General features: G+C 67.8%; 21 protein-coding genes. 15 read left to right on the top strand and 6 right to left on the bottom strand.

Annotated elements, in window-relative coordinates:
* Positions 1–58 precede the first annotated feature (58 nt).
* The 4 genes from AC56LK_RS11855 (at position 59) to AC56LK_RS11870 (ending at position 5253) form a co-directional block, all read left to right on the top strand.
* Complete coding sequence (locus AC56LK_RS11855) at positions 59–751, top strand: response regulator (RefSeq protein WP_497184713.1); 693 nt, start codon at positions 59–61, stop codon at positions 749–751.
* A gap of 13 nt (positions 752–764) precedes the next feature.
* Entirely contained in the window at positions 765–2210 is a 1446-nt protein-coding gene (locus tag AC56LK_RS11860) for a sensor histidine kinase (protein WP_497184714.1), read from the top strand.
* 98 nt (positions 2211–2308) lie between these two features.
* Positions 2309–3766, top strand: a complete 1458-nt coding sequence (locus AC56LK_RS11865) for a CitMHS family transporter (RefSeq protein ID WP_497184715.1) — start codon at positions 2309–2311, stop codon at positions 3764–3766.
* A 92-nt stretch (positions 3767–3858) separates the two neighbouring features.
* Positions 3859–5253, top strand: coding sequence for a serine hydrolase domain-containing protein (locus AC56LK_RS11870; RefSeq protein ID WP_497184716.1), 1395 nt, complete (start codon positions 3859–3861; stop codon positions 5251–5253).
* A gap of 17 nt (positions 5254–5270) precedes the next feature.
* Here AC56LK_RS11870 and AC56LK_RS11875 read toward each other — a convergent pair whose 3' ends face one another.
* Positions 5271–6164 (bottom strand): EamA family transporter, encoded by an 894-nt coding sequence (locus tag AC56LK_RS11875; RefSeq protein WP_497184717.1) that lies wholly within the window; start codon positions 6162–6164, stop codon positions 5271–5273.
* 158 nt (positions 6165–6322) lie between these two features.
* Between AC56LK_RS11875 and AC56LK_RS11880 the strand changes: the two genes are divergently transcribed.
* The gene (locus AC56LK_RS11880; protein ID WP_497184718.1) at positions 6323–7207 is read left to right on the top strand and encodes a LysR family transcriptional regulator; all 885 of its coding nucleotides are present in this window, start codon (positions 6323–6325) and stop codon (positions 7205–7207) included.
* On the opposite strand, the gene AC56LK_RS11885 is transcribed toward AC56LK_RS11880, so the two are convergent.
* Positions 7200–8069, bottom strand: a complete 870-nt coding sequence (locus AC56LK_RS11885) for a PhzF family phenazine biosynthesis protein (protein ID WP_497184719.1) — start codon at positions 8067–8069, stop codon at positions 7200–7202. The genes AC56LK_RS11880 and AC56LK_RS11885 overlap by 8 nt on opposite strands.
* A gap of 170 nt (positions 8070–8239) precedes the next feature.
* On the opposite strand from AC56LK_RS11885, the gene AC56LK_RS11890 reads away from it, so the two are divergent.
* The gene (locus AC56LK_RS11890; protein WP_497184720.1) at positions 8240–8629 is read left to right on the top strand and encodes a tautomerase family protein; all 390 of its coding nucleotides are present in this window, start codon (positions 8240–8242) and stop codon (positions 8627–8629) included.
* Between the two features lie 35 nt (positions 8630–8664).
* Here AC56LK_RS11890 and AC56LK_RS11895 read toward each other — a convergent pair whose 3' ends face one another.
* Together AC56LK_RS11895 and AC56LK_RS11900 are read right to left on the bottom strand one after the other, a co-directional pair.
* Entirely contained in the window at positions 8665–9786 is a 1122-nt protein-coding gene (locus AC56LK_RS11895) for a type IV pilus twitching motility protein PilT (protein WP_497184721.1), read from the bottom strand.
* Positions 9787–9872: 86 nt separating this feature from the next.
* On the bottom strand, positions 9873–10346 hold the full coding sequence (locus AC56LK_RS11900; protein WP_497184722.1) for a DMT family transporter: 474 nt from the start codon (positions 10344–10346) through the stop codon (positions 9873–9875).
* 218 nt (positions 10347–10564) lie between these two features.
* On the opposite strand from AC56LK_RS11900, the gene AC56LK_RS11905 reads away from it, so the two are divergent.
* A complete protein-coding gene (locus tag AC56LK_RS11905; protein ID WP_497184723.1) occupies positions 10565–11338 on the top strand; it encodes a head GIN domain-containing protein in 774 nt (257 codons plus the stop codon).
* A gap of 14 nt (positions 11339–11352) precedes the next feature.
* On the opposite strand, the gene AC56LK_RS11910 is transcribed toward AC56LK_RS11905, so the two are convergent.
* Positions 11353–11802 carry a copper chaperone PCu(A)C gene (locus AC56LK_RS11910; protein WP_497184724.1) on the bottom strand — a complete coding sequence of 150 codons (450 nt, stop codon included), beginning with the start codon at positions 11800–11802 and terminating at the stop codon, positions 11353–11355.
* 37 nt (positions 11803–11839) lie between these two features.
* A complete protein-coding gene (locus AC56LK_RS11915) occupies positions 11840–12382 on the bottom strand; it encodes a YaeQ family protein (RefSeq protein ID WP_497184725.1) in 543 nt (180 codons plus the stop codon).
* Between the two features lie 112 nt (positions 12383–12494).
* Here AC56LK_RS11915 and AC56LK_RS11920 point away from each other — a divergent pair, with 112 nt between their 5' ends.
* The 8 genes from AC56LK_RS11920 (at position 12495) to AC56LK_RS11955 (ending at position 20967) form a co-directional block, all read left to right on the top strand.
* Positions 12495–13526, top strand: coding sequence for an NADP-dependent oxidoreductase (locus AC56LK_RS11920; protein ID WP_497184726.1), 1032 nt, complete (start codon positions 12495–12497; stop codon positions 13524–13526).
* A gap of 109 nt (positions 13527–13635) precedes the next feature.
* Entirely contained in the window at positions 13636–14202 is a 567-nt protein-coding gene (locus AC56LK_RS11925) for a hemerythrin domain-containing protein (RefSeq protein ID WP_497184727.1), read from the top strand.
* Between the two features lie 141 nt (positions 14203–14343).
* On the top strand, positions 14344–14685 hold the full coding sequence (locus AC56LK_RS11930) for a KGG domain-containing protein (RefSeq protein ID WP_497184728.1): 342 nt from the start codon (positions 14344–14346) through the stop codon (positions 14683–14685).
* Between the two features lie 90 nt (positions 14686–14775).
* The gene (locus AC56LK_RS11935; protein ID WP_497184729.1) at positions 14776–15330 is read left to right on the top strand and encodes a YgjP-like metallopeptidase domain-containing protein; all 555 of its coding nucleotides are present in this window, start codon (positions 14776–14778) and stop codon (positions 15328–15330) included.
* Between the two features lie 114 nt (positions 15331–15444).
* Positions 15445–16716, top strand: a complete 1272-nt coding sequence (locus tag AC56LK_RS11940) for a hypothetical protein (protein WP_497184730.1) — start codon at positions 15445–15447, stop codon at positions 16714–16716.
* A gap of 8 nt (positions 16717–16724) precedes the next feature.
* Positions 16725–17156, top strand: a complete 432-nt coding sequence (locus AC56LK_RS11945) for a phosphate ABC transporter substrate-binding protein (protein ID WP_497184731.1) — start codon at positions 16725–16727, stop codon at positions 17154–17156.
* A 5-nt stretch (positions 17157–17161) separates the two neighbouring features.
* Positions 17162–19861: a bifunctional diguanylate cyclase/phosphodiesterase gene (locus tag AC56LK_RS11950; RefSeq protein ID WP_497184732.1), complete on the top strand. Its 2700-nt coding sequence runs from the start codon at positions 17162–17164 to the stop codon at positions 19859–19861.
* On the top strand, positions 19858–20967 hold the full coding sequence (locus AC56LK_RS11955; protein ID WP_497184733.1) for a GGDEF domain-containing protein: 1110 nt from the start codon (positions 19858–19860) through the stop codon (positions 20965–20967). Before AC56LK_RS11950 ends, AC56LK_RS11955 begins: the two co-directional genes overlap by 4 nt.
* Positions 20968–21072: the final 105 nt, after the last annotated feature.

Consider the following 21072-nt stretch of genomic DNA (forward strand, 5'->3'; position numbering starts at 1 on the left):
AAAAAACCCGTCGCGTTCGGCCTTTTCGCGGCGCCGGGTTTGGGCTTACACTGGCGCGATGAGAATCCTGCTAGTCGAAGACCACGCCGAACTGTCGCACTGGGTAGCCAAGGCGCTGCGCGACGCCAGGCTCACCGTCGAGTGCGCGGCGACCGGCGCCGACGCCGATGCCCTGCTCCATACCCAGGACTATGCGCTGGTGATCCTGGACCTGACCCTGCCCCGCATGGACGGCCTGGACGTGCTGCGCCGCCTGCGCGCCCGGGGCGGCACGCGCGGCGGCACGCCGGTGCTGATCCTGACCGCGCGCGGCGGCCTGGAAGAAAAGGTGCAAGGACTGAACCTGGGCGCCGACGATTACCTGGCCAAGCCTTTCGAGCTGGCCGAACTCGAGGCGCGCGTGAAGGCGCTGCTGCGCCGGCGCAGCGGCGGCAACGAGGCCCTGGTGCAGCGCTGCGGCCAGCTCAGCTTCGACACGGTCACGCGCATGTTCCACTACTGCGGCGAGGCGCTGGCCCTGACGCCGCGCGAGCATGCGGTGCTGGAAGCGCTGATCGCACGCCCGGGGCGCGCACTGTCGAAGGAAAAGCTGTTCGACGAAGTGTTCGCGCTGGTCGACGACGCCAACCTCGACGCCATCGAACTCTACATCCACCGCATCCGCAAGAAGCTCGAGCGCCAGCCCGAGGGCAATGCCGCCATCGTCACCCTGCGCGGCATCGGCTACCTGCTGCAGGAACGCCAGTCTTGAGCCTGGTCCCGCCATGGCACTGAAGGCCGCCAAGCCGCGCGGCAGCCTGCGCAACCAGCTGCTGCGCTGGCTGATCCTGCCCCTGGTCGTGCTGGTCGGGCTGAACGCGGTGTCGCTGTACGGCGATGCGCTGGAAGCCGCCGACATCGCCTACGACCGCTCGCTGCTGGCGTCGACGCGCGCGCTGGCCGAGCGGGTCTCGGTCCGCGACGGCAAGGTGGTGGCCGACGTGCCCTACGTGGCCCTGGACAGCTTCGAGACCGACACCCTGGGCCGCATCTACTACAAGGTGACGGGGCTGCGCGGCGAGACCGTATCCGGCTTCGGCGACCTGCCGGCGGTGCCGAAGGACGTGCCGCGCTCGGACCTGTATCCGGCCCTGGTGCGCTTCTACCATGCGCAGTACAACGGCGAGCCGGTGCGCATCGCGGCCCTGCTGCAGCCGGTGTTCGACGACAGCATGCGCGGCATCGCCCTGATCCAGGTCGGCGAGACCCTGGATGCGCGCCGCGCCCTGTCGCGCCGCATCCTGCTGAACACCCTGCTGCGCCAGGCCTTGCTGGTGCTGGCGGTGGCGACCCTGGTGTGGTTCGCCGTGCGCCTGGTGTTGCGGCCCCTGATGGACCTGAAGCACGAGGTCGAGACGCGCGCCCTGTCCGACCTCTCCGACGTCGACCCCGACCTGGTGCACAAGGAAGTGCGGCCGCTGGTACTGGCCATGAACGGCGCCATGACGCGCATGCAGGACCTGGTTGCCAGCCAGCGCCGCTTCATCGCCGACGCCTCGCACCAGCTGCGCACCCCGCTGGCCGTGCTCAAGACCCAGGCCGAGCTGGCCCTGCGCGAGGACGATCCGGCCGCCATGCGCGAGATCGTGCGCTCGGTCGCCGGCACCACCGATTCCGCCATCCACCTGGCCAACCGGCTGCTGACGCTGGCGCGCATCGAGCATGGCGGCGGGCGGCTGGCCGCCAATCCGGTCCCGCTGTCGGCCGTGGCGGGCCAGGTGGGCCTCGAGCTGGCCCTGGGCGCGGTGCAGAAAGGGATCGACCTGGCGCTGGACGTCGTCGACGGCGAGGATACGACGGTGACGGGCGACGCCCTGCTGCTGCACGAACTGGTGGCCAACCTGGCCGACAACGCGATCCGCTACACCCCGGCGGGCGGCAAGGTGCAGCTGCGCGTCGGACGGCGCGCGGACGGGGTCCTGCTGGAAGTGCTCGACAGCGGTCCCGGCATCCCGCCGGAGGAACACGACAAGGTATTCACCCCTTTCTATCGCGCCCAGGCGACGCTCGAAGCCAATCCCGGCGGCACCGGCCTGGGACTGGCCATCGTGCGCGACATCGCCGCCATGCACGGCGCCGTCCTGGCGCTGGGCCCGGGCGAGGACGGCCGCGGCCTCAATGTCAATGTACGGTTTCCCGCTGGTCTCCACCCGCATGCGCCCGCGTCCTGAAAGCTAACTGAAAGCCCACGCCGCATATAGTTGGCGCATGGCTGTCATTCAGGCGGCACATAACGACAAGATGCGGAGACACCCGTGAGGAGAATTTCATGCTGACCATCCTGGCTTACTCGATGATCATCGTTTTCATGTTCCTGATCATGACCAAGCGCCTGCCCGCCATGGTCGCGCTGATCGTGGTGCCGATCGCCTTCGGGCTGATCGGCGGCTTCGGCCCGGAGCTCGGGCCCATGATGCTCACCGGGATCAAGAACCTGGCGCCGACCGGCGTCATGCTGATGTTCGCGATCCTCTACTTCGGCGTCATGATCGATGCCGGCCTGTTCGACCCGGTCATCCGGCGCATCGTGAAAGTGGTGCGCGGCGACCCGGTCAAGATCGTGGTCGGCACGGCGGCGCTGGCGATGCTGGTCTCGCTCGACGGCGACGGCGCCACCACCTACATGATCACGGTCGCGGCCATGCTGCCCCTGTACCGGCGCCTCGGCATGAGCCAGCTGGTGCTGGCCTGCGTCATCATGCTGGCCGGCGGCGTCTTCAACATCCTGCCCTGGGGCGGACCGACGGCGCGCGCCGCCAGCGCACTCGGCGTGGACGTGCACGACATCTTCGTGCCGATGGTGCTGCCGATGCTGGCCGGTGTCGCCTGGGTGCTGTTCGTCGCCTACGTGCTGGGCAAGAAGGAACGCAAGCGCATCGGCATGGTGCAGCTGGCTGCGCAGGCGAGCATCAAACAGGCCTCGAACGTCAGCGTGCTGCAGCCCGCCCGCGCCGGGATGGCCGCCGCCGGCGCGATGGACGGGACCACCGGCCAGTGGATCGCGCATGCGGCCGTGAGCGGCCACGCCGGCGCCAGCGTTTGCACCGATGGCGGCGACATGGAACCGGATGTCGCCGTCTCCGATCCGGCCATTGCACGCCCCAAGCTGATCTGGGTGAACGCCCTGCTCACGCTCACCCTGCTGGCACTGCTGGTGATGGGCGCCCTGCCGCTGCCGGTGCTGTTCATGATCTTCTTCGCGATCGCGATCATGGTCAACTACCCCGGGCTGGAAGAGCAGAAGGAGCGCCTCGCCCACCATGCGGTCAACGTGCTGCCGGTGGTGTCGCTGATCTTCGCCGCCGGCATTTTCGTCGGCATCCTGCAAGGCACCAAGCTGGTCGATGCGATCGCCCTCAGCGTCATCGCCGCCGTGCCGGAATGGATGGGGCCCTATCTCGCGGTCGTGACCGGCCTGCTGAGCATCCCGTTCACCTTCTTCATCTCGAACGACGCCTTCTACTTCGGCATCGTGCCGATCCTCGCCAAGGCCGCCGCGGTGTACGGCATCAGCGCCGCGGAGATCGGCCGTGCCTCGCTGATCGGCCAGCCGGTCCACCTGCTCAGCCCATTGGTGGCTTCGACCTACCTGCTGGTCGGCATGGCGAAAATCGAGTTTGGCGACCACCAGCGCTTCACGCTGATCTGGTCGATCACGGCCTCCCTGGTGATGCTGGCGGCGGCCCTGGTCTTCGGTGTGGTCCCGCTGGTCGGAAGCGCCGGCTGATTCACTCAGCGCCGGCCCCGCTTCCCCCCTGCGTGGGGTAAGCGGGGCCAACATCTTTCGCGGGGCGGGGATTAGGCCTAAGATCAGGCCTCATGGACACCTCCCTGCGCGTGCACTCCCTCCTGTACCCCTTCCTCGCCGCCATCCTCCTTGCGATCGCGGCCCCTTCCCATGCCGACCGGGTCGACGACTACATGCGCAGGCAGATGGCGCTCAACCATGTGCCGGGCGCCGCGGTGGCGATCGTCCGCGACGGCAAGATCGTCAAGCTCGGGACCTACGGCCTGGCCAACCTGGAGTGGCAGCAAAAGGTCACGCCGGACACCGCCTTCCAGCTGGCCTCGTCCACCAAGCCGTTCACCGGCCTGCTGCTGATGCGCCTGCAGGAGGCGGGCCGGCTGTCGCTGGACGACAGCGTCGCCAAATACCTGCCGAATGCCCCGCAGGCGTGCCGCCCGATCACGCTGCGCCAGCTGGCGGACCATTCCGCGGGCATTCCCGATCAGGTCAAGGTGGACCCGAACGCCACGCTCGACGACTACGTCGCGGCGGCCGCCGCCCTGCCCCTCGCGCACGCGCCGGGCGCGTCGGCCAGCTACGGGATCGCCGGATACACGGTCCTGGCCAGGGCGATCGAGAGCGCCGCCGGCATGCCCTACCCCCAGGCCCTGAAACACTATGTCACGGGCCCGCTCGGACTGCGCGCCGATTTCGACTACAGCAGCGGCGACCCGGACATGCGCAGCCTGGACCTCGTGCCGAAGCGCGCCGGCGTGTACGACTGGAGCGAGGGCCGCCACCGGGAATTCCGCTTCCATTTCAGCCCGCTCGGCTACGTCGCCGGCGGCCTGCTGGCATCGGCGCAGGACCTGGCGAAGGTGGCGGTCGCGCTCGACAAGGGCAGCTTTTTACGCCGGCCGAGCCTCGAGGCCATGTGGACGCCGTCCCGGCTGGGCAACGGCGAGGCGAACGGCTTCGCGCTGGGCTGGACGGTGCGCGACGTGAACGGCAGGACGGCGGTCGGCCACTCCGGCGGACCAGCCCTGTCGGACATCCTGCACTTCCCCAGGGAGCGCGCCAGCTTTGTCGTGCTGACCAATGGGAAGAAGCTCTATCCCTATCTCGCGCAGGGGGTGTCCGAACTGTTCTACCCGCCGCCGCCGGTCGTGATGCCGGCGGGGATCGCCGACAGCCGCCCCGAGCTCAGCGCCCTGCTGCGCAGGACCCTTGCGGAAGCCGCCGCCGGCAAGGTCGGCGAGGAGCATTTCAGCGAGCGGGCGCGCAAGGACTTCGTCCCGGCGTTCAAGGACTTCCTGCTACCCTTCGTGCGCTCCCTGGCGGCGGTCGACGAGTTCGTGCTGCTGGCCGAAAGCCCGAAGGATGGCGGCATGCGCCGCATCTACCGGGCGCGCCACGGCAAGCGTGCACAAACCTGGGGTTTCGACGTCGACAAGGATGGCAAATTGCTCGGCTTCGGCCCGAAATGAAGCCCGCCAGGCTGCGGCTAGCGCGCGCAGCCGGCTTGCGCACGGCGCCAGAACACCAGGCGCGCGCCAAGGAACATCACCGCAATACCGGACAGGATGCACAGCGTGGCCAGCAGCTTGACGGGGCCGATCGTCTCGCCGTAGACCAGCCAGGAGGTCAGCAGGCCGGCCACAGGAACCATCAGCGACAGCGGCGCGACCTGGCTGACCGGATACCGCTTCATCAGCGAGTTCCAGACCCAGTAGCCGAACAGGGTCGTCACCCAGGCCTGGAAGCCGATCGAGAACATCGCCGTCGCACTCAGCGCCGAGCCCAGGCGGGTAAACGGCGCCGTGCCCTTGGCGCACAGGGTCAGCACGACCAGCGCTGCGGTGGCGAAGGCGCAGCCCCATACCAGGAAGGCGAACATGTCGGCCGGCCTGGCCCGGCGCACGATCACGTTGCAGACGCTCCAGGCAAAGGCCGCCGCCAGGATCAGCAGCATGCCGCCGATGCTCGCGCCGCCCTCGCCGGTCACCAGGATCAGCGCCAGGCCGAGGCCGGCCACGCCCATGCCGAGCCATTGCTGCCGGCCGATGCGTTCGCCCAGTACCAGGCTGGCGAGGCCGATCGTGAAGAAGGCGCTCACTTGCAGCAGCAGCGAAGCCAGCCCGGCCGGCACGCCCGCATGGATGCCCAGGTTGACCAGCCCCCACAGCCCGCCGCCGAACAGCGCGCCGTAGCCGGCCACGTAGCACAGCGGCGTCCTGGGACGCGGCACCAGCAGGATCAGCGGAAACGCGCTCAGGGCGAAACGCGCGCATGCCAGGACGAAGGGGTCGACGTCGGCCAGGCCGAGCCGGATGACCGAGAAATTGGCGCCCCAGATCGCGGTGACGAGGATGCCGAGTAACAGGTGTTTGAGTGCCATCTTGCTTCCTTGGTGACGAGAAGCGCACTGTACGAAGCCGCCGCACCGCGGTCCAATCACTTTTACCCGCCTGCGCTCAGGATTGCTGAGGGCCGGAAAAATGCGGGCAGCCTGTGTAGAATCTGGCGGCCGGCACATCGAACACGGAACGCACCACCATGGATATCCACCAGCTGAAGTCATTGGTCACGATCGCCCGCTGCGGCACCGTCGCGCGCGCGGCCGAGCTGCTGCACCTGAGCCAGCCGGCCATCAGCGCCCACGTCAAGCAGCTCGAAGAGGAATTGCGGGTGCGCCTGTTCGACCGTCACGCCAAAGGCATGAGCCTCACCGCGGCGGGCGAAGCGGTGTTCGGCCACGCCAAGCGCGCCCTGCACGCGGTCGAGGCGATCCGCGACGAGGCCAACACCCTCAACGGCGAGATCGCCGGGGAACTGGTGATCGGCACCGTAAACGACCCGGCTTTTCTCCGCCTGCCCGCCTTCCTGCGCCACCTGCGCGAAGCGGCGCCACAGGTCGCGATCTCGCTGGTGCAGGCGACCTCGGGGGCGGTCTTGAACAACATCGAGGACGGGGTGTTCGACGCCGGTTTCGTCGAAGGCAGGCTGGAAGGCCTGGCGGTCGACGCCATGCACCTGATGCCAGTCGAATTCGTGATCGGCTACCCGGCCGCCTGGCGCGAACGGATCGAAGCCGGCGGCCTGGAAGCCGCCCTCGCCCTGCCCTGGATCGGCACCTCCGACGACTGCTCCTTCCACAAGCTGACCACGGCGCTGTTCGCCGGCCAGGAGCGCAGCTTCGCGCCGGCGCTGCGCACCGACGACGAGAAGCTGCTGCTGGAACTGGTGGGGCAGGAAGCCGGCCTGTCGCTGGTGCGCCGCGACATGCTCGAGGCCTACCCGAAAGGCGACGTATGCGCGCTCGACGGCGTTGCGGTGGAAGCCGGCATGTACTTCGTCAGCGCACAGTCGCCCGCCAAGCCCGGCCTGCTGCGGGTGGCGCAGCGGGCCATCCGGCGCGCCTGGCAAGACCCCGTCACATGACCGTCACCGTGCTGGCCAGCCGCGCGCTGCCACCCGCGTACAGGCCGGTGATCCGCCCCTGCGCCAGCTGCAGCTCGACCGTGATGCGCGAGGGCGAAGGCACCGGCATGAAGGCGCCCTGCCGGATCAGTAGCGTGGAGCGCTTGATTCCCGCCCGGTCGTACAGATAGCAGGCCAGCGGTCCGGCCGCCATGCCCGTCGCCGCCTCCTCGTCGATGCCGTAGTGCGGCGCAAACATGCGGGTGGTGGCATCGAACTCCCCGTCCGTCGTGGCGAACACGTAGTAGCCGATCGCGCCGAAGACGGCGCTGACGGCGGCAATCTCTCCCATGTGCGGCGCCAGGCCGGCCAGCAGCTCTTCCAAGCGCAGGTGGACCAGCACGAAACGGTTGCCGGTGCCGACCACGCAGGGCCGCGCGGCGACCTCATCCGGTCGCAGTCCCAGGCTGGCCAGGATGCGGCCGACGCTCACGCCGGATGGGAATTCCGGCGCATCGACATAGCTTGGCGCCAGCTGCTCCATGAAGGCCGCGCCGTCGCGCAGTACGATGCGGCGGGTGCCGTCGATGGTCTCCTTCGAGGATTCCGGGCCCGCGACCAGGCCGCGCTGCGCCAGTAGTGCAAAGGTGGCGATCGTCGCGTGGCCGCAATGCGCGATCTGGCGGCTGGGCGTGAAGAATTCCAGCTTGATGCCGGCCACCTGCGAGCGCGAGACGAAGGCGGTTTCCGACAGGCCGACCAGGCTAGCGATACGCAACTTTTCCTCCGCCGCCAGGCCGTCGGCGTCCAGCACCACGCCGGCCGGGTTGCCGCCCTGCTGGCCATCCGTGAAGGCGTTCACGATGTTGACGGTATATGCCATGCTCTCCTCCTTGATAAGATCGAGCCGGCACTGTACGGCGGGGCTTGCGGGCACGTCCAATCACCTTTGCCTGCGGGGCATCAGGAATGCTGATGGCAGCCGCGCATTCGTGATTGGCGCGGCGCCAGCAATGCGCCTACGGTAGGCGGACACCAACCAAGGAGAACGCCATGCCCATCCTCACCGTGAAAGTGTCCGGCCGCCCGGACGCCACCCGCACCCGCGCCATCGCCGACCTGCTGCTCGACCTGACCTCGCGCATCCTCAAAAAGAAGCCGGAACTGACCGCGATCGTGATCGACTACGTCGACCCGGCGTGCTGGCTGGTGGCCGGCAAGCCGCTGACGGAACACGGCAGGAGCAGCTTCTACCTCGACATCCGGGTCACCGACGAAACCAATACGAAGGATGAGAAAGCGGCCTACATCCGCGAGGTGTACGCCGGCTTCGAACGGCTGCTGGGGGAGCTGCACGAGGAAAGCTACGTCCACGTGATCGATGCGCGCGCGGACGCCTATGGATACGGCGGCCTGACGCAGGAATACCGTTACCACCATTGAAGCGGGCGCCGGGCGAATGCCCGCGCCGGGGCGGCTCAGACCATGTCGGCGAAGCCCACCCGGTCGGTGGTGGCATTGCGCGCATCGTCCACCCGCACCTTGTGCGCCGCCAGCAGCCCTTCGAGCGAAGCGTTCATGGTGTGGCAGCCCGGATCGCGGCCCGCATTCATGTGGGCGCGGATGGCGCCCACGTCGCCCGATTCCAGCATGCGCATCACGGTGCTGCTGGGTGTCAGGCATTCGGTGGCGAGGTGGTAGCGGTTGCCTTCGACCGAGGGCAGCAGCGCCTGGCACAGCACGCCGCGCAGCGCGTGCGCCAGGGCCTGGGACTGGGCTTCCGAATTGCCGAGCAGGCGCAGCATCTTCTGCAGGCCCAGTTCGGTGGAGCGCGCGTGCAGCGTGGCCAGCACCAGCGGGCCGGATTCGGCCAGCGCCAGCGCTTCCTGCGCGGTCTCGGCGTCGCGGATCTCGCCGATCACGATCACGTCCGGGCGCTCGCGCAGCGCGTCCAGCGCACCCAGGTAGTAGCTTTCGACGTCGCCGTCGACACCCACTTCGCGCTGGGTGACGATGCACTTGCGCTGCGGGATCAGGGTCTCGACCGGGTCTTCGATGGTGATGATGTGGCCCGAGCGCTGCTTGTTGATCTCGTCGATCATCGAGGCGATCGTGGTCGACTTGCCCTGGCAGGTATCGCCGATGATCAGTACCAGGCCGCTGGTCAGGCGCGCGAATTCCTGCTCGTCCTTCCACAGGCCCAGCTCGGACAGCGCCAGCGGCTCCTTCGGGAAGCGGCGGATCACGCAGCCCAGGCGCTTCTTGCCCTGGAAGCTGAAGCAGTTGGCGCGGATGCGCGCCGTGTGCAGGTCGATCGAGCGGTCGAAGGCGCGCAGCGCGATGCGCTCGGCCCAGTTCGGCTCGATGACGTCGAAGAATTCTTCCAGCTCTTCCTTGGTGATCGGCGAATCCGTCACCGCCACCAGGCCCTTGGGCTGGCGCAGCATCAAGGGGCTGTTCTGGTGGATGATGATGTCCGAGAACACCAGCCGCGAATTCAGCAGGTGCAGGATCTGCTCGACCAGGGTCCCGAATACCGGGTGGTCTTCGTTCTCGATGTAGGACAGGGTGGGGATCTGCGAGGACTGGTGATGTTCCATCTGGCCGGCACGGTGAAAGGGTGAATAGTGCCGGTCATTATAAAACCATGCCTCGCCGAAAGATTGCAAAAGTGAAAGAAAATTGCTCAGCGTGACAAGCTTGCAACGATCCGGTCGCCGAACAGGGTAATCGCCACCCCCAGGGCCACCACGCAGGCCCCCAGGACCCTGACGTTGGACACCTTGCGCACTGCCATGTTGACGAGGCCGAAATGGTCGATCGCCATCGAGGTCAGCAACTGGCCGGCGATCACCAGCACGATCAGGCTCAGCAGGCCGATGCGCGGCGCCAGGAACACCGTGCCGAACACGAAGGCCGCACCCAGGAAACCGCCGGCGAACTTCCAGGCCGGCTGGCCGGCCAGGGCCGCGAAGCTCGGCCCCAGCCCGCCGCGCGAGATCGCCACCCCGGCCAGCACGATGGTGCCGCAGCCGAAGGACACCAGGGCGGCGACCACGGAATTGGCGCCGATCGAGGCGGCCAGCTGGGTATTCACGGCTGCCTGGACCGACATGGCCATGCCGACACAGAAGGCCATCAATAAGAGAATCAGGTTCATTGCTTCCTCCACCGGGCGATACCGGGGCAAAAAGCGCACGATTTTAGTGCAATCCGGGCGTTCGGGATAGCTATTCGGCGTGCATGAACGCGGCGCAGCCTGTCACGCCACCGTGCATTCTGGTCCGTGGACTGTGCGCTTCGTCGCATTCGGCGCGCGCCGGACGGGCCGAATGCCTAGGATGGCAACATCGACAGACACTCATCAAGGAGACAAACATGAACAAGACCTCCCTTCCCACCACCGTACTGCGCGGCATCGTCCTGGCTGCCGCTCTCGCCTGCGCCGCAGCCCCGTCCATGGCGACCAGCTGGTCCTGGGGCGGCGAGCAGGTGCAGGGCAGCGGCAACATCAAGCGCCAGGCCCGCCAGGTCTCGCACTTCACCGGCCTGGCCCTCGAAGTGCCGGGCAGGCTCGAGCTGCGCATGGGCGACAGCGAAGGCGTCACGATCGAGACCGACGACAATGTGCTGCCGCTGATCGAGACCGTGGTGGAGAACGGCACCCTCAAGATCCGTCCGACCAAGCGCAACCTGAACCTGCGCACGAAAAACCTCAGGATCGTCGTCAACGCGCGCCAGATCGAGCGCCTGGCGCTGGGCGGTTCGGGTTCGGTGGATGCCGACGCCCTGCGCGCGCCGCGCCTGGACATCGACCTGGGCGGCTCGGGCGAGATCAATGTGCGCAAGCTGGACAGCGAATCGGTGGCGGTGACCCTGGGCGGCAGCGGCGACTTCAAGGCCGGCGGCGGCAATGCGCGCAAGCTGTCGGTATCGATCGGCGGTTCGGGCACCGTGGACATGGGCCGGGTACAGTCGGACAGCGCCAGCATCAGCGTGGCCGGCTCGGGCGAAGCGACCGTGTGGGCGCGCCATGAGCTGAGCATGACCATCGCCGGCTCGGGCGACGTCAATTACTACGGCGATCCGCGCATCAGCAAGTCGATCGTGGGCTCGGGCGACGCGCGCCGGATCGCGGCGGCGCCGCGCTGAGAAGCGGTCGAGAATCAGTGGCCGGTGTGCGCGCTGTGGCTCAGCGGCTTCACCGGCACCTTCACTTTCACGTCCTGGCGCTTGCCGGCCGCATCCTGCACCTGCAGGGTCAGCTCGACGCTCTCCCCTTCCTTCACCTGGCGCTTCAGGTCGAACAGCATCACGTGGTAGCCGCCGCTGGCCAGGTTGACCGGCTTCCCGGCCGGCAGCTCGACCGATTCGACGCGGCGCATGCGCATGGTCTGGCCGTCCATCGCCATCTCGTGCAGCTCGGCGCGGCCGGCCACCTCGGCCTGCACGCCGACCAGGCGCGCGGGCGCCGCCGACTGCAGCTTCATGAAGGCCCCGGTCACCTTCTGTGCCGGGACGGTGGCGCGGATCCACGGTTCGGATACGGTCACTTGAGCGAATGCGGAAGCGGACAGCAGGCCGCTGGCAATCAAGGCGAGGAACTGGCGTTTCATGGCGGAGAATGTGAGGGTGTGAAAGAGGATTATAGCTTTACTGCCCGCCGCGCAGGTATTCGCGCTCGACCAGCACGGTGTCGACGCCGTCGGTCAGCCACACCTGGCCGTCCTGGATGGTGCACTGCAGCTGCATGTTTCGTTTTGCCATCTTCTCGAGCTGGACGCTGGCCTCGTTCGGGATGTTCACCACCGAGACGTTCTTCGCGCGCTCGATCTTGTTGGCGATGCCCTTGAACCAGATGTCGCTGGTGGCGCTGTAGCTGTACACGATCACCTTTTCCGAACGGCCGGCGGCCTTCAGCAGGCGCTTGTCGTCCGGCTGGCCGACTTCGATCCACAGGTCGATGGCGCCGGTGAGGTCTTTCTGCCACAGTGCCGGTTCGTCGACGTCGAACAGGTCCTTGGTGAAGGCGAGCGCCGGGTCGGCGTGCAGCGCGAAGGCCAGCACCCGGATCATCACGCGCTCGTCGGTTTCGGACGGGTGGCGGGCGATGGTCAGGGTGTGGTCGCCGTAGTAGTTGCGGTCCATGTCGGCGATCGACAGGTCGGCCTTGTAGATGGTTGCCTTGAGAGCCATAAGCGGGTAATCGTATGCGTGAGATGTGGATAGCCCGCTATTGTCGCATGCGCCGTACGGGCGTGGACAAGAGACGGTATAGTCACGTTGTCAAGATTATCCGGAGACCGCAATGACCAATGCATTCCCCCCGAACCAGCAGTTCCGCCTCGCCGCCCGCCCGCTCGGCCTGCCGCGCAACGAAGACTGGCAGTTCCACGAAGAAGCCGTGCCCGAGGCGGCAGAGGGCGGCATCGTCGTCAAGGTGCTCTACCTGTCGCTCGACCCTGCCATGCGCGGCTGGATGAACGAGGGCAAGTCCTACATCCGCCCGGTGGCGATCGGCGAGGTGATGCGTGCCGGCGGCGTCGGCATCGTCGTGGCGTCCAGGTCGGAACGCTTCGCGGTCGGCGATTACGTGGCAGGCGGTACCGGCGTGCAGCGCTACTGGTCCGGCGCGGCGGACGACAAAACCGCCGCCTTCACGAAGATCGACCCGCGCGTGGCGCCCCCGGCGGCCTGGCTCAACACCCTCGGCATGCCGGGCATGACCGCCTTCTTCGGCCTGCGCGAGATCGGCCAGCCGAAACCCGGCGAGACCGTGGTGGTGTCGGGCGCGGCCGGCGCGGTCGGCATGACCGTCGGCCAGGTGGCGAAGAAGATGGGCTGCCGGGTGGTCGGCATCGCCGGCGGCCAGGATAAATGCCGCTTCGTGGTCGAGCAGCTCGGCTTCGACGCCTGCATCGACTACAAGGCCGGTTCCGTGCACGCGGGCCTGAAGGAACACTGCCCGCAGGGCGTGGACGTGTATTTCGACAACGTCGGCGGCGACATCCTGGACGCGGTCCTCACCCGCATCAACCTGAAGGCGCGCATCGTGATCTGCGGCGCCATCTCGCAGTACAACGCCACCAGCCAGGTCAAGGGCCCGGCCAACTACCTGTCGCTGCTGGTGAACCGCGCGCGCATGGAAGGCATGGTCGTGTTCGACTACGCGCCGCGCTATGCGGAAGGCGTGGCGACCCTGGCCGGCTGGATGCAGGAAGGCAGCGTCAAGAGCATCGAGTACGTGGTCGAGGGCTTCGAGCACTTCCCCGATGCGCTCCTGATGCTGTTCGAGGGTAAGAACCTGGGCAAGCTGGTGCTCAAGGTGGCAGACGCCTGAGCCACTTGATTCGGGCAGGACACGGCCTATAATCAATGAACTTTTCCCTCGCGGCGCGCGTCTAAATCAATTTGAAGCGATGACGCGCCGATCGCATGGCGAGTTGAACATGGTTCAGTTGTCACACACTAGCGCCGAGCCGCCCGGCGGCATCCTGGCCCAGCTGCGCGCCGACCACGCGCAGATTCGCTCCCTGTTCCACGCGTTCGCCATGCTCGACCGCGAGGACGAAGCGCAGCGCGCCCGCGTGGTCGACGAGCTGTGCGATGCGCTGGTGCTGCATGCCCTGCTCGAAGATGAATTGTTCTACCCGGTGCTGCGTGGCGCGGTCGACGACAGCCTGCTCGAAGACGCGGCCCTGGAGCACGACAGCACGCGCGAACTGGTCGAGCAGCTCGCCTCGCTGTTCCCCGACGACGAGTTCTTCGACGTCAGCGTCGCGGTGCTGGCCGACGAAGTGGAACGCCACGTCGCCTTCGAGGAACACATCCTGTTCCCGGCGCTCGCACGCGCCGGCGCCGACCAGCTCTCCCTGGGGCTGAGCCTGCGCGCGCGCCGCGCCCAGCTCGAATCCGACCTCGCCGCGGCGCCGCCCGCGATCGACGGCTGCGAGCCGCGCGGCCTGCTGCAAGGGGCGACCGGCGGGCTGCGCGAGCGGCGCTCGCGGCCGCGCTAGCGTCGCGCATCGCGATGCCGGTCCCAAGCCGAAGGAACTAAGGCTCCAGCCTCCTCTCTAAACGGCACGAGCGCATCCATACGCGTTCGCGGTTCCGGTTTCGACGGACATCGACACTACAGGGCACACAAGGAGAGCGACATGGCGACAAGTAAAGAGAACGGCAAGGGCAATGCCCAGAAAGGCGGCGCGGGAAGCACCCAGGCGCCCGCCAAGCGCGGTTTCGCGGCAATGGACCAGAACCAGCAGCGTGAAATCGCCAGCAAGGGTGGACAGGCGGCGCACCAGAAAGGCACCGCACACGAGTTCGACTCCGAAGAAGCACGCCGCGCCGGCCAGAAAGGCGGCGAGGCCGTCAGCCGCAACCGCGCCCACATGGCCGACATCGGGCGCAAGGGCGGCGAAAGCCGGCAGTCGGCCCAGCGCGCCGCCGCGGCGGCGGCCAAGAATGCGGGCAACCGCCAGGGCGAAAAGGAAAGCTGAGCCCCCCGACGATGCATCGACACCACGGCGCCCCGGCGCCGTGTTCCCCTCAAGTCCCGAACGCCCGGCGCCGTGTTACATTGCGGCCCCATGCACAAGCTTCCCTACCTCACCGCCTATCCGGACACCCTGCGCGCCCAGGTGGGCCAGCTGATCGACGCCAATCAGCTCGGCACCGTGCTCCTGCAGCGCTATCCCGAGGCGCACGGCATCCGTACCGACAAGGCGCTGTACGCCTACGTGCAGGACCTGAAGGACGACTACCTGCGCCAGGCCGAACCGGTATCGAAGCTTGCTTTCGACAGCAAGATTCACGTGGTACGGCACGCGCTCGGGCTGCACACGGCGATCTCGCGGGTGCAGGGCAATCGTCTCAAGGCCAAGCGCGAGATCCGCATCGCCAGCGTGTTCCGCGACGCCCCGCTGCCCTTCCTGCGCATGATCGCGGTGCACGAACTGGCCCACCTGAAGGAAAAGGAACACGACAAGGCTTTCTACAAGCTGTGCTGCTGGATGGAACCACAATACCACCAGCTCGAGTTCGACCTGCGGCTCTACCTGACCTGGCTCGACCTGGGCGGCAAGCGGATCTGGGGCGCTGCGTCTGAGTCCGTTGCCATCGAACAACAAGAATTGCCAGATTGATTCGTTGCCTTATGCAAACATCTCGACTTTCACTGTCGCGTTGGGTAAAGTCTGAGGTCGTCTCGCCCCTTGCGGGGCCCTCGCTCCCGAGCCGTCCCGGCCGCAACCCGAATCATGACGCACCAGTTTTCTTTCCCCGGCAAACCTGTAGCGGTCGCCCTGCGCGGCGGCACGCTCGCCTTCGGTCTGCTGGCCGGCGCGGCGGCGTCCGCGGCCGTTCCCGATGACACGGCGCCGACCTGGAAATTCTCCGGTTTCGGCACCCTCGGCGTCGCCCATGCCAGCATCCGCAACGCCGACTTCACGTCGACCGTGCTGCACGCCACCGGCGCCGGCCTCAGCGACCGCTGGAGCCCGCACGTGGACAGCCGCCTGGGCGCCCAGCTCGACGTCTCGCAAGGCCGCTGGTCGGGCGTGCTGCAGCTGCTCAGCGAACAGGGCCCGGACGGCAGCTACCGCCCCCGGGTGGAATGGGCCAACCTCAAACACCAGCTTACCCCGGACCTGGCGGTCCGCGCCGGCCGCATCGCGCTGCCGAGCTTCCTCGCGGCCGACTACCGCAAGATCGGCTACGTCCTGCCCTGGGTGCGGACGCCGGTGGAGATGTATGGCCTGCTGCCGGTGTCGAGCAGCGACGGCATCGACGCCACCTGGCGCTGGAGCCGCGGTTCGATGCGCAACACTACCCAGGTATTCTACGGCTACACCGAAACCACCGTGTACAGCGACGTCCACCTGAAGGCGCGCGGCATCGCCGGTCTGTCGCACAGTATCGAGCGGGGCGCGCTGAGCGCCCGCATGTCGGCGCTGACGGCCAGGCTGAGCTCCAACCTCGCCGGCGACATGTATGCCGCGATGCGCGGCTTCGGCCCACAGGGAGCCGCGCTGGCGGAGCAATACGCCATCGAGGACAAGCGCGTGACCATCCTGAGCGCCGGCATCAACTACGATCCGGGCCAGTGGTTCGTGCTGGCCGAGATCGGGCGCACCCACACCCGCTCCACCATTGGACAGACCACATCGATGTATGCCGGCGGCGGCTACCGCTTCGCCAGCCTCACCCCTTTCCTCTCCTACGCCAGGGTGCGCGCCGAGAGTCCCATCAGTGACCCGGGCCTCGACCTGGACGGCCTGTCTGCGCGGCAGCAGGCGCTCGGCGCCTTGCTCAACGCCGGCCTGAATTACAACCTGGCGACGATCCCGGTGCAGTCCTCGGTCAGCACCGGCCTGCGCTGGGACGCAGCCGAGAATGTCGCGTTCAAGGTCCAGTACGACCGGCTGCGTCCGACCGGCGGCTCGCGCGGCACCCTGATCAACAGGGGCAGCGACTTCCGCTCGGGCCAGACCGTCCACGTCGCGAGCATGACGCTCGACTTCGTTTTCTGAGGCGCAGCATGGCCTTGCGCATCCCCGCCCTCCTCGCCGCCGCAGTGCTGGCCTGTGCCGCACCGGCCGCTGTGTCGGCCGAGCTGGTCGTCATCGTGTCGGCGCGCAGCCCGGCGCCGCAGCTCTCCGGCGAGCAAGTCGCGGCCATTTTCCTGGGCCAGGCCGGCCGCCTGCCCGACGGCAGCGAAGTCGTGGCGCTCGACCAGCGTATCGGTTCGGGCGAGCGCAACCAGTTTTACCAGCAGGTCGCCGGCAAGACCCCGGCCCTGCTCAAGGCACACTGGTCGAAGATGCTGTTCACCGGCCGCGGCCAGCCACCGCGCGAAGCGGCCGACGCCGCCAGCGTGCGCCGCATGGTGGCCGACAATCCGTCGATGATCGGCTACATCGACCGTTCCGCCCTGGACAGCAGCGTGCGTCCGGTGCTCGTGCTGCGATGACCGTCATGGACACATCGACCGACATCAGCCCGCCCCGGCCCATGGCCTCGGCGCCGGCACGCAGCCTGCGCTGGCTCGGACGCGGGCTGGAAACCCATATCGCGCTGCCGCTGTTCGCGCTGCTGCTGGTGGCGGCCCTGTGGACCGCCGCCTTCCACATGATCCGCGCCGAGGAGCGCGCCGCGCACGAGGCGGCCCAGGAGGCCACGCGCGAGCTGGCCGACACCTACGAGGCCCAGATGGCGCGCAGCATGAGCGGCATCGACCAGACCCTGCGCGTGCTGCAGTACGCGGTCGAGACCAAGGGCCCCAAGGACGCCCTCGCGGCGCTGGGCGCCAAGGGCCTGCTGCCGCCGGGCCTGGTGTTCCAGGTGGCGATCATCGGCGCCAACGGCCGCGTCCTGGCCAGCAACCCGCGTACCCGCCGCACTGGCGGCGTCTCCAGTGCGCCCTGGTTCGCATGGCACCGCGACAGGGACGGCGACGCGCCCTACGTCAGCACCACGGTCGGCCGCCATGAGCCGCACGTGGTGTTCTCGCGCCGCATCAACGGCAGCGACGGCCTGTTCGCGGGCGTCGCCAGCGTGGCGGTGGATCCGGCCTTCTTTACCAGCGCCTACGAACATTCGCGCCAGGGAGAACGCGGCCTGCTCGGCGTCGCCGGCAGCGACGGCATGACCCGCGCGGTGCGCATCGGCGACCAGGTCTCGTGGGGCAAGCGCATCGACTTCGGCAAGCCCGGCAGCGTGCGCCTGCACTTCAGCCGCATCGACGGCGAGCTGCGCTACACCAGCGAACGCGCGCTGGGCGGCTTCCCGCTGATGGCGGTGGTCGGCCTGTCCGAAGCCGAGCAGATGGCCGAGTTCCACGCGCAACGCCGTGCCTGGCTGCTCGGTGCCAGCGCCGGCACCGCGCTGCTGCTGTTCGTCGTCAGCCTGGTCAGCGCCTGGTCCTGGCAGCTGGCCAAGGCGCGCCGCCGCGAGCGGCTGGCGCAGGAAACCTATGCCGCCGCCTCCGAGGCCAGCCTGGACGCCTTCTTCGTGCTGCGCACCATTCCCGGCGTGCACGGCGGCGTGAGGGACTTCCTGATCGAGACCACCAATACCCGCGCCGAGCAGCTCACCGGCCTGCCCAAGGCGCGCATGGAAGGCAAGCGCATGTCGGTGCTGCTGCCGACCCACCTCGGCATCGGCATCTTCGAAGACCTGTCCGCGGTCGCCACCGACGGCGTGGCGCGCGAGGCCGAATGGCTGGCGCACATGCTGCCCGTCGAGGACCGCTGGCTGCACCGCCAGGTGGTGCCGGTGGAAGGCGGCGTGGTCGCGATCGTGCGCGACATCACCGAGCGCAAGCTGACCGAACAGCGCATCCGCCACCTGGCCCACCATGACGACCTGACCGGCCTGCCGAACCGCAGCCTGCTGCGCGACCGCCTCGGCCAGGCCATCCGCGACGCCGAGCGCAAGGGCCATGCGGTCGGCCTGGCCTTCATCGACCTCGACGGCTTCAAGCTGGTCAACGATGGTCTCGGGCACAATGCCGGCGACGAGCTGCTGAAGGTGGTGGGCGCCCGCATGGGCCGCTGCCTGCGCCGCAATGACACGCTGGCGCGCTTCGGCGGCGACGAATTCGTGATCCTGCTGCCCGAGATCCCGGGCGACCCGCTGGCGATCACGCCGCTGCTGGAAAAGGTGCGCCAGGCCGTCACCGAACCGGTCGAGGTCGGAGGCCAGGAAGTGCAGGTCAGCTGCAGCATGGGCGTGGTGCTCTACCCGCGCGACGGCGAAGACGCCAACACCCTGATGATGAACGCCGACGCGGCGATGTACCGCGCCAAGGAAAACAAGGACAGCTTCCAGTTCTACGCCAGCGAGATGAACGCCAGCGTCGAGGAAAAGCTGGTGCTGCTGGAAGGAATGCGCGCAGCGCTCGAGGCCTGCGTCGATAGCGGCTGCGGCGGGCCCGATTGCCAGTTCCATCTGCTGTACCAGCCGAAAGTGGATTTGCGCAGCGGCCGCCTGTTCGGCGTCGAAGCCCTGATCCGCTGGAAGCACCCGGAACAGGGCGTGATTTCGCCGCTGCGCTTCATCGGCCTGGCCGAAGAGAGCGGCCTGATCGTACCCTTGGGCGAATGGGTGGTGCGCACCGCCTGCGCCCAGGGTGTGGCGTGGCGCGCGGCCGGACTGCCTCCCCTGAGCATCTCGGTCAACGTGTCGGCCCGCCAGTTCGAGGAAAAACGCCTGGTCGAGCGCATCGCCGACGCTCTGCGCGACACCGGTTTGCCGCCTGAGGCGCTCGAAGTCGAAGTGACCGAAAGCTCGATCATGCGCGACCTCGGACGTGCGGTGGACAAGATGCGCGAACTGAAGGCGATGGGCGTGTCGCTCTCGATCGACGATTTCGGCACCGGCTATTCGAGCCTGTCGGCGCTCAAGTCCTTCCCGATCAGCCGCCTGAAGATCGACAAGAGTTTTGTGAGCGACCTGGCCGACAGCCCGGACGACCAGGCCATCGCGATGGCGGTGATTTCGCTCGGCCACAAGCTGAACCTGCGCGTCATCGCCGAGGGCGTCGAGACCGAACAGCAGCGCGCCTTCCTGCGCGCCAACGATTGCGACGAGATGCAAGGCTACCTGTTCAGCCGCCCGGTACCGCCGGAGCAGATTGCCGAACTCCTCGCTTCTTGCCCCCTGGAGCCGGCATGACGCTGTCGCGGCGCCTCGTCGAGCTGCTGTGCGGCACCGAGCCGAAGCTGCGCCGCATGCTGCAGTACTGGGCCGCGACCTGCCTGCTGTACGTGGTCTGCATCGGCCTGATGCTGGTGCAGGTCGACCAGGACATGACCGGCCCGCTGGCGGCTGGCCGGCTGATCGCCTTCGGCAGCTGCGGCGCGTGCGCGTTCTACGTCCTGATCCGCGCCAGCGGACGCCTCACGCTGGCGCCCGACCAGCTTGCGGTGTCGCAAGCGATGTTCTCGCTCATCTGCGGCATGGGCGCCTATGCGATCTCGGGGCCGCTGCGCGCCGCCATGCTGAGCATGACCGTGGTCGTGATCGTGTTCTGCATGTTCGCCGCCAAGCCGCGCCAGACCCTGCTGCTCACGGTCGCCGCCCTGGTCGGCATGGGCGCCACCATGTACTGGATGCAGGCAAGCGACCCGCTGCGCTACCCGCCGATGACCGAGGCGATCACCTTCGGCTACCTGGGCGGCGCCCTGCTCTCCACCGCCGTACTGAGCGGCGAGATGAGCAAGCTGCGTTCGCGCCTGAAGCGCCAGCGCCGCGAACTCAGCGACGCGCTGGACACCATCCGCGTGCTGGCCACGGTGGACGAACTGACTTCGCTGGTGAACCGCCGCCGCATGAACGAGCTGCTCGAGGCCGAAGAACGGCGCCAGCCCGGCGTCGGCGAGGGCGGCAAACTGAGTTGCATCGCCCTGCTCGACATCGACTTCTTCAAGCAGGTCAACGACCAGTACGGCCACGCCGTCGGCGATGCCGTGCTGCGCAGCTTCTCGACCACGGCGCGCGCCTGCCTGCGCGACAATGACGTGCTGGCACGCTGGGGCGGCGAGGAATTCCTGCTGCTGCTGCCGGACGCCGCCCCGGAGGACGCGCAGCTGGTGCTGGCAAGGATGGCCGAGCACGTGCACGCCATGCCCGTGCCGGGCCTGCAGGGCCGCCGCATCAGCTTCTCGGCAGGCCTCGCCACGCGCCGCGTCGGCGAACCGTTCTCCGATGTAATCCACCGCGCCGATAAGGCGCTGTACCAGGCCAAGGCCGCCGGACGCGACCGGATCGTGCTAGCCTGAATGGCCCGCAGAACACGAAGTAAAACTACACGCAGGGGCAGGAACCTCGTTGCATGGCGTAGTTACTTCTGTTACTTTACTACATCGACAACTTTTCGATGGAGG

The organism is Telluria sp. ZB4P36, assembly GCF_059685865.1.

Bases quoted from the DNA above. Each gene is read 5' to 3' on its own strand.
- AC56LK_RS11855 (WP_497184713.1), top strand. From the start codon at position 59: ATGAGAATCCTGCTAGTCGAAGACCACGCCGAACTGTCGCACTGGGTA.
- AC56LK_RS11860 (WP_497184714.1), top strand. From the start codon at position 765: ATGGCACTGAAGGCCGCCAAGCCGCGCGGCAGCCTGCGCAACCAGCTG.
- AC56LK_RS11865 (WP_497184715.1), top strand. From the start codon at position 2,309: ATGCTGACCATCCTGGCTTACTCGATGATCATCGTTTTCATGTTCCTG.
- AC56LK_RS11870 (WP_497184716.1), top strand. From the start codon at position 3,859: ATGGACACCTCCCTGCGCGTGCACTCCCTCCTGTACCCCTTCCTCGCC.
- AC56LK_RS11875 (WP_497184717.1), bottom strand. From the start codon at position 6,164: ATGGCACTCAAACACCTGTTACTCGGCATCCTCGTCACCGCGATCTGG.
- AC56LK_RS11880 (WP_497184718.1), top strand. From the start codon at position 6,323: ATGGATATCCACCAGCTGAAGTCATTGGTCACGATCGCCCGCTGCGGC.
- AC56LK_RS11885 (WP_497184719.1), bottom strand. From the start codon at position 8,069: ATGGCATATACCGTCAACATCGTGAACGCCTTCACGGATGGCCAGCAG.
- AC56LK_RS11890 (WP_497184720.1), top strand. From the start codon at position 8,240: ATGCCCATCCTCACCGTGAAAGTGTCCGGCCGCCCGGACGCCACCCGC.
- AC56LK_RS11895 (WP_497184721.1), bottom strand. From the start codon at position 9,786: ATGGAACATCACCAGTCCTCGCAGATCCCCACCCTGTCCTACATCGAG.
- AC56LK_RS11900 (WP_497184722.1), bottom strand. From the start codon at position 10,346: ATGAACCTGATTCTCTTATTGATGGCCTTCTGTGTCGGCATGGCCATG.
- AC56LK_RS11905 (WP_497184723.1), top strand. From the start codon at position 10,565: ATGAACAAGACCTCCCTTCCCACCACCGTACTGCGCGGCATCGTCCTG.
- AC56LK_RS11910 (WP_497184724.1), bottom strand. From the start codon at position 11,802: ATGAAACGCCAGTTCCTCGCCTTGATTGCCAGCGGCCTGCTGTCCGCT.
- AC56LK_RS11915 (WP_497184725.1), bottom strand. From the start codon at position 12,382: ATGGCTCTCAAGGCAACCATCTACAAGGCCGACCTGTCGATCGCCGAC.
- AC56LK_RS11920 (WP_497184726.1), top strand. From the start codon at position 12,495: ATGACCAATGCATTCCCCCCGAACCAGCAGTTCCGCCTCGCCGCCCGC.
- AC56LK_RS11925 (WP_497184727.1), top strand. From the start codon at position 13,636: ATGGTTCAGTTGTCACACACTAGCGCCGAGCCGCCCGGCGGCATCCTG.
- AC56LK_RS11930 (WP_497184728.1), top strand. From the start codon at position 14,344: ATGGCGACAAGTAAAGAGAACGGCAAGGGCAATGCCCAGAAAGGCGGC.
- AC56LK_RS11935 (WP_497184729.1), top strand. From the start codon at position 14,776: ATGCACAAGCTTCCCTACCTCACCGCCTATCCGGACACCCTGCGCGCC.
- AC56LK_RS11940 (WP_497184730.1), top strand. From the start codon at position 15,445: ATGACGCACCAGTTTTCTTTCCCCGGCAAACCTGTAGCGGTCGCCCTG.
- AC56LK_RS11945 (WP_497184731.1), top strand. From the start codon at position 16,725: ATGGCCTTGCGCATCCCCGCCCTCCTCGCCGCCGCAGTGCTGGCCTGT.
- AC56LK_RS11950 (WP_497184732.1), top strand. From the start codon at position 17,162: ATGGACACATCGACCGACATCAGCCCGCCCCGGCCCATGGCCTCGGCG.
- AC56LK_RS11955 (WP_497184733.1), top strand. From the start codon at position 19,858: ATGACGCTGTCGCGGCGCCTCGTCGAGCTGCTGTGCGGCACCGAGCCG.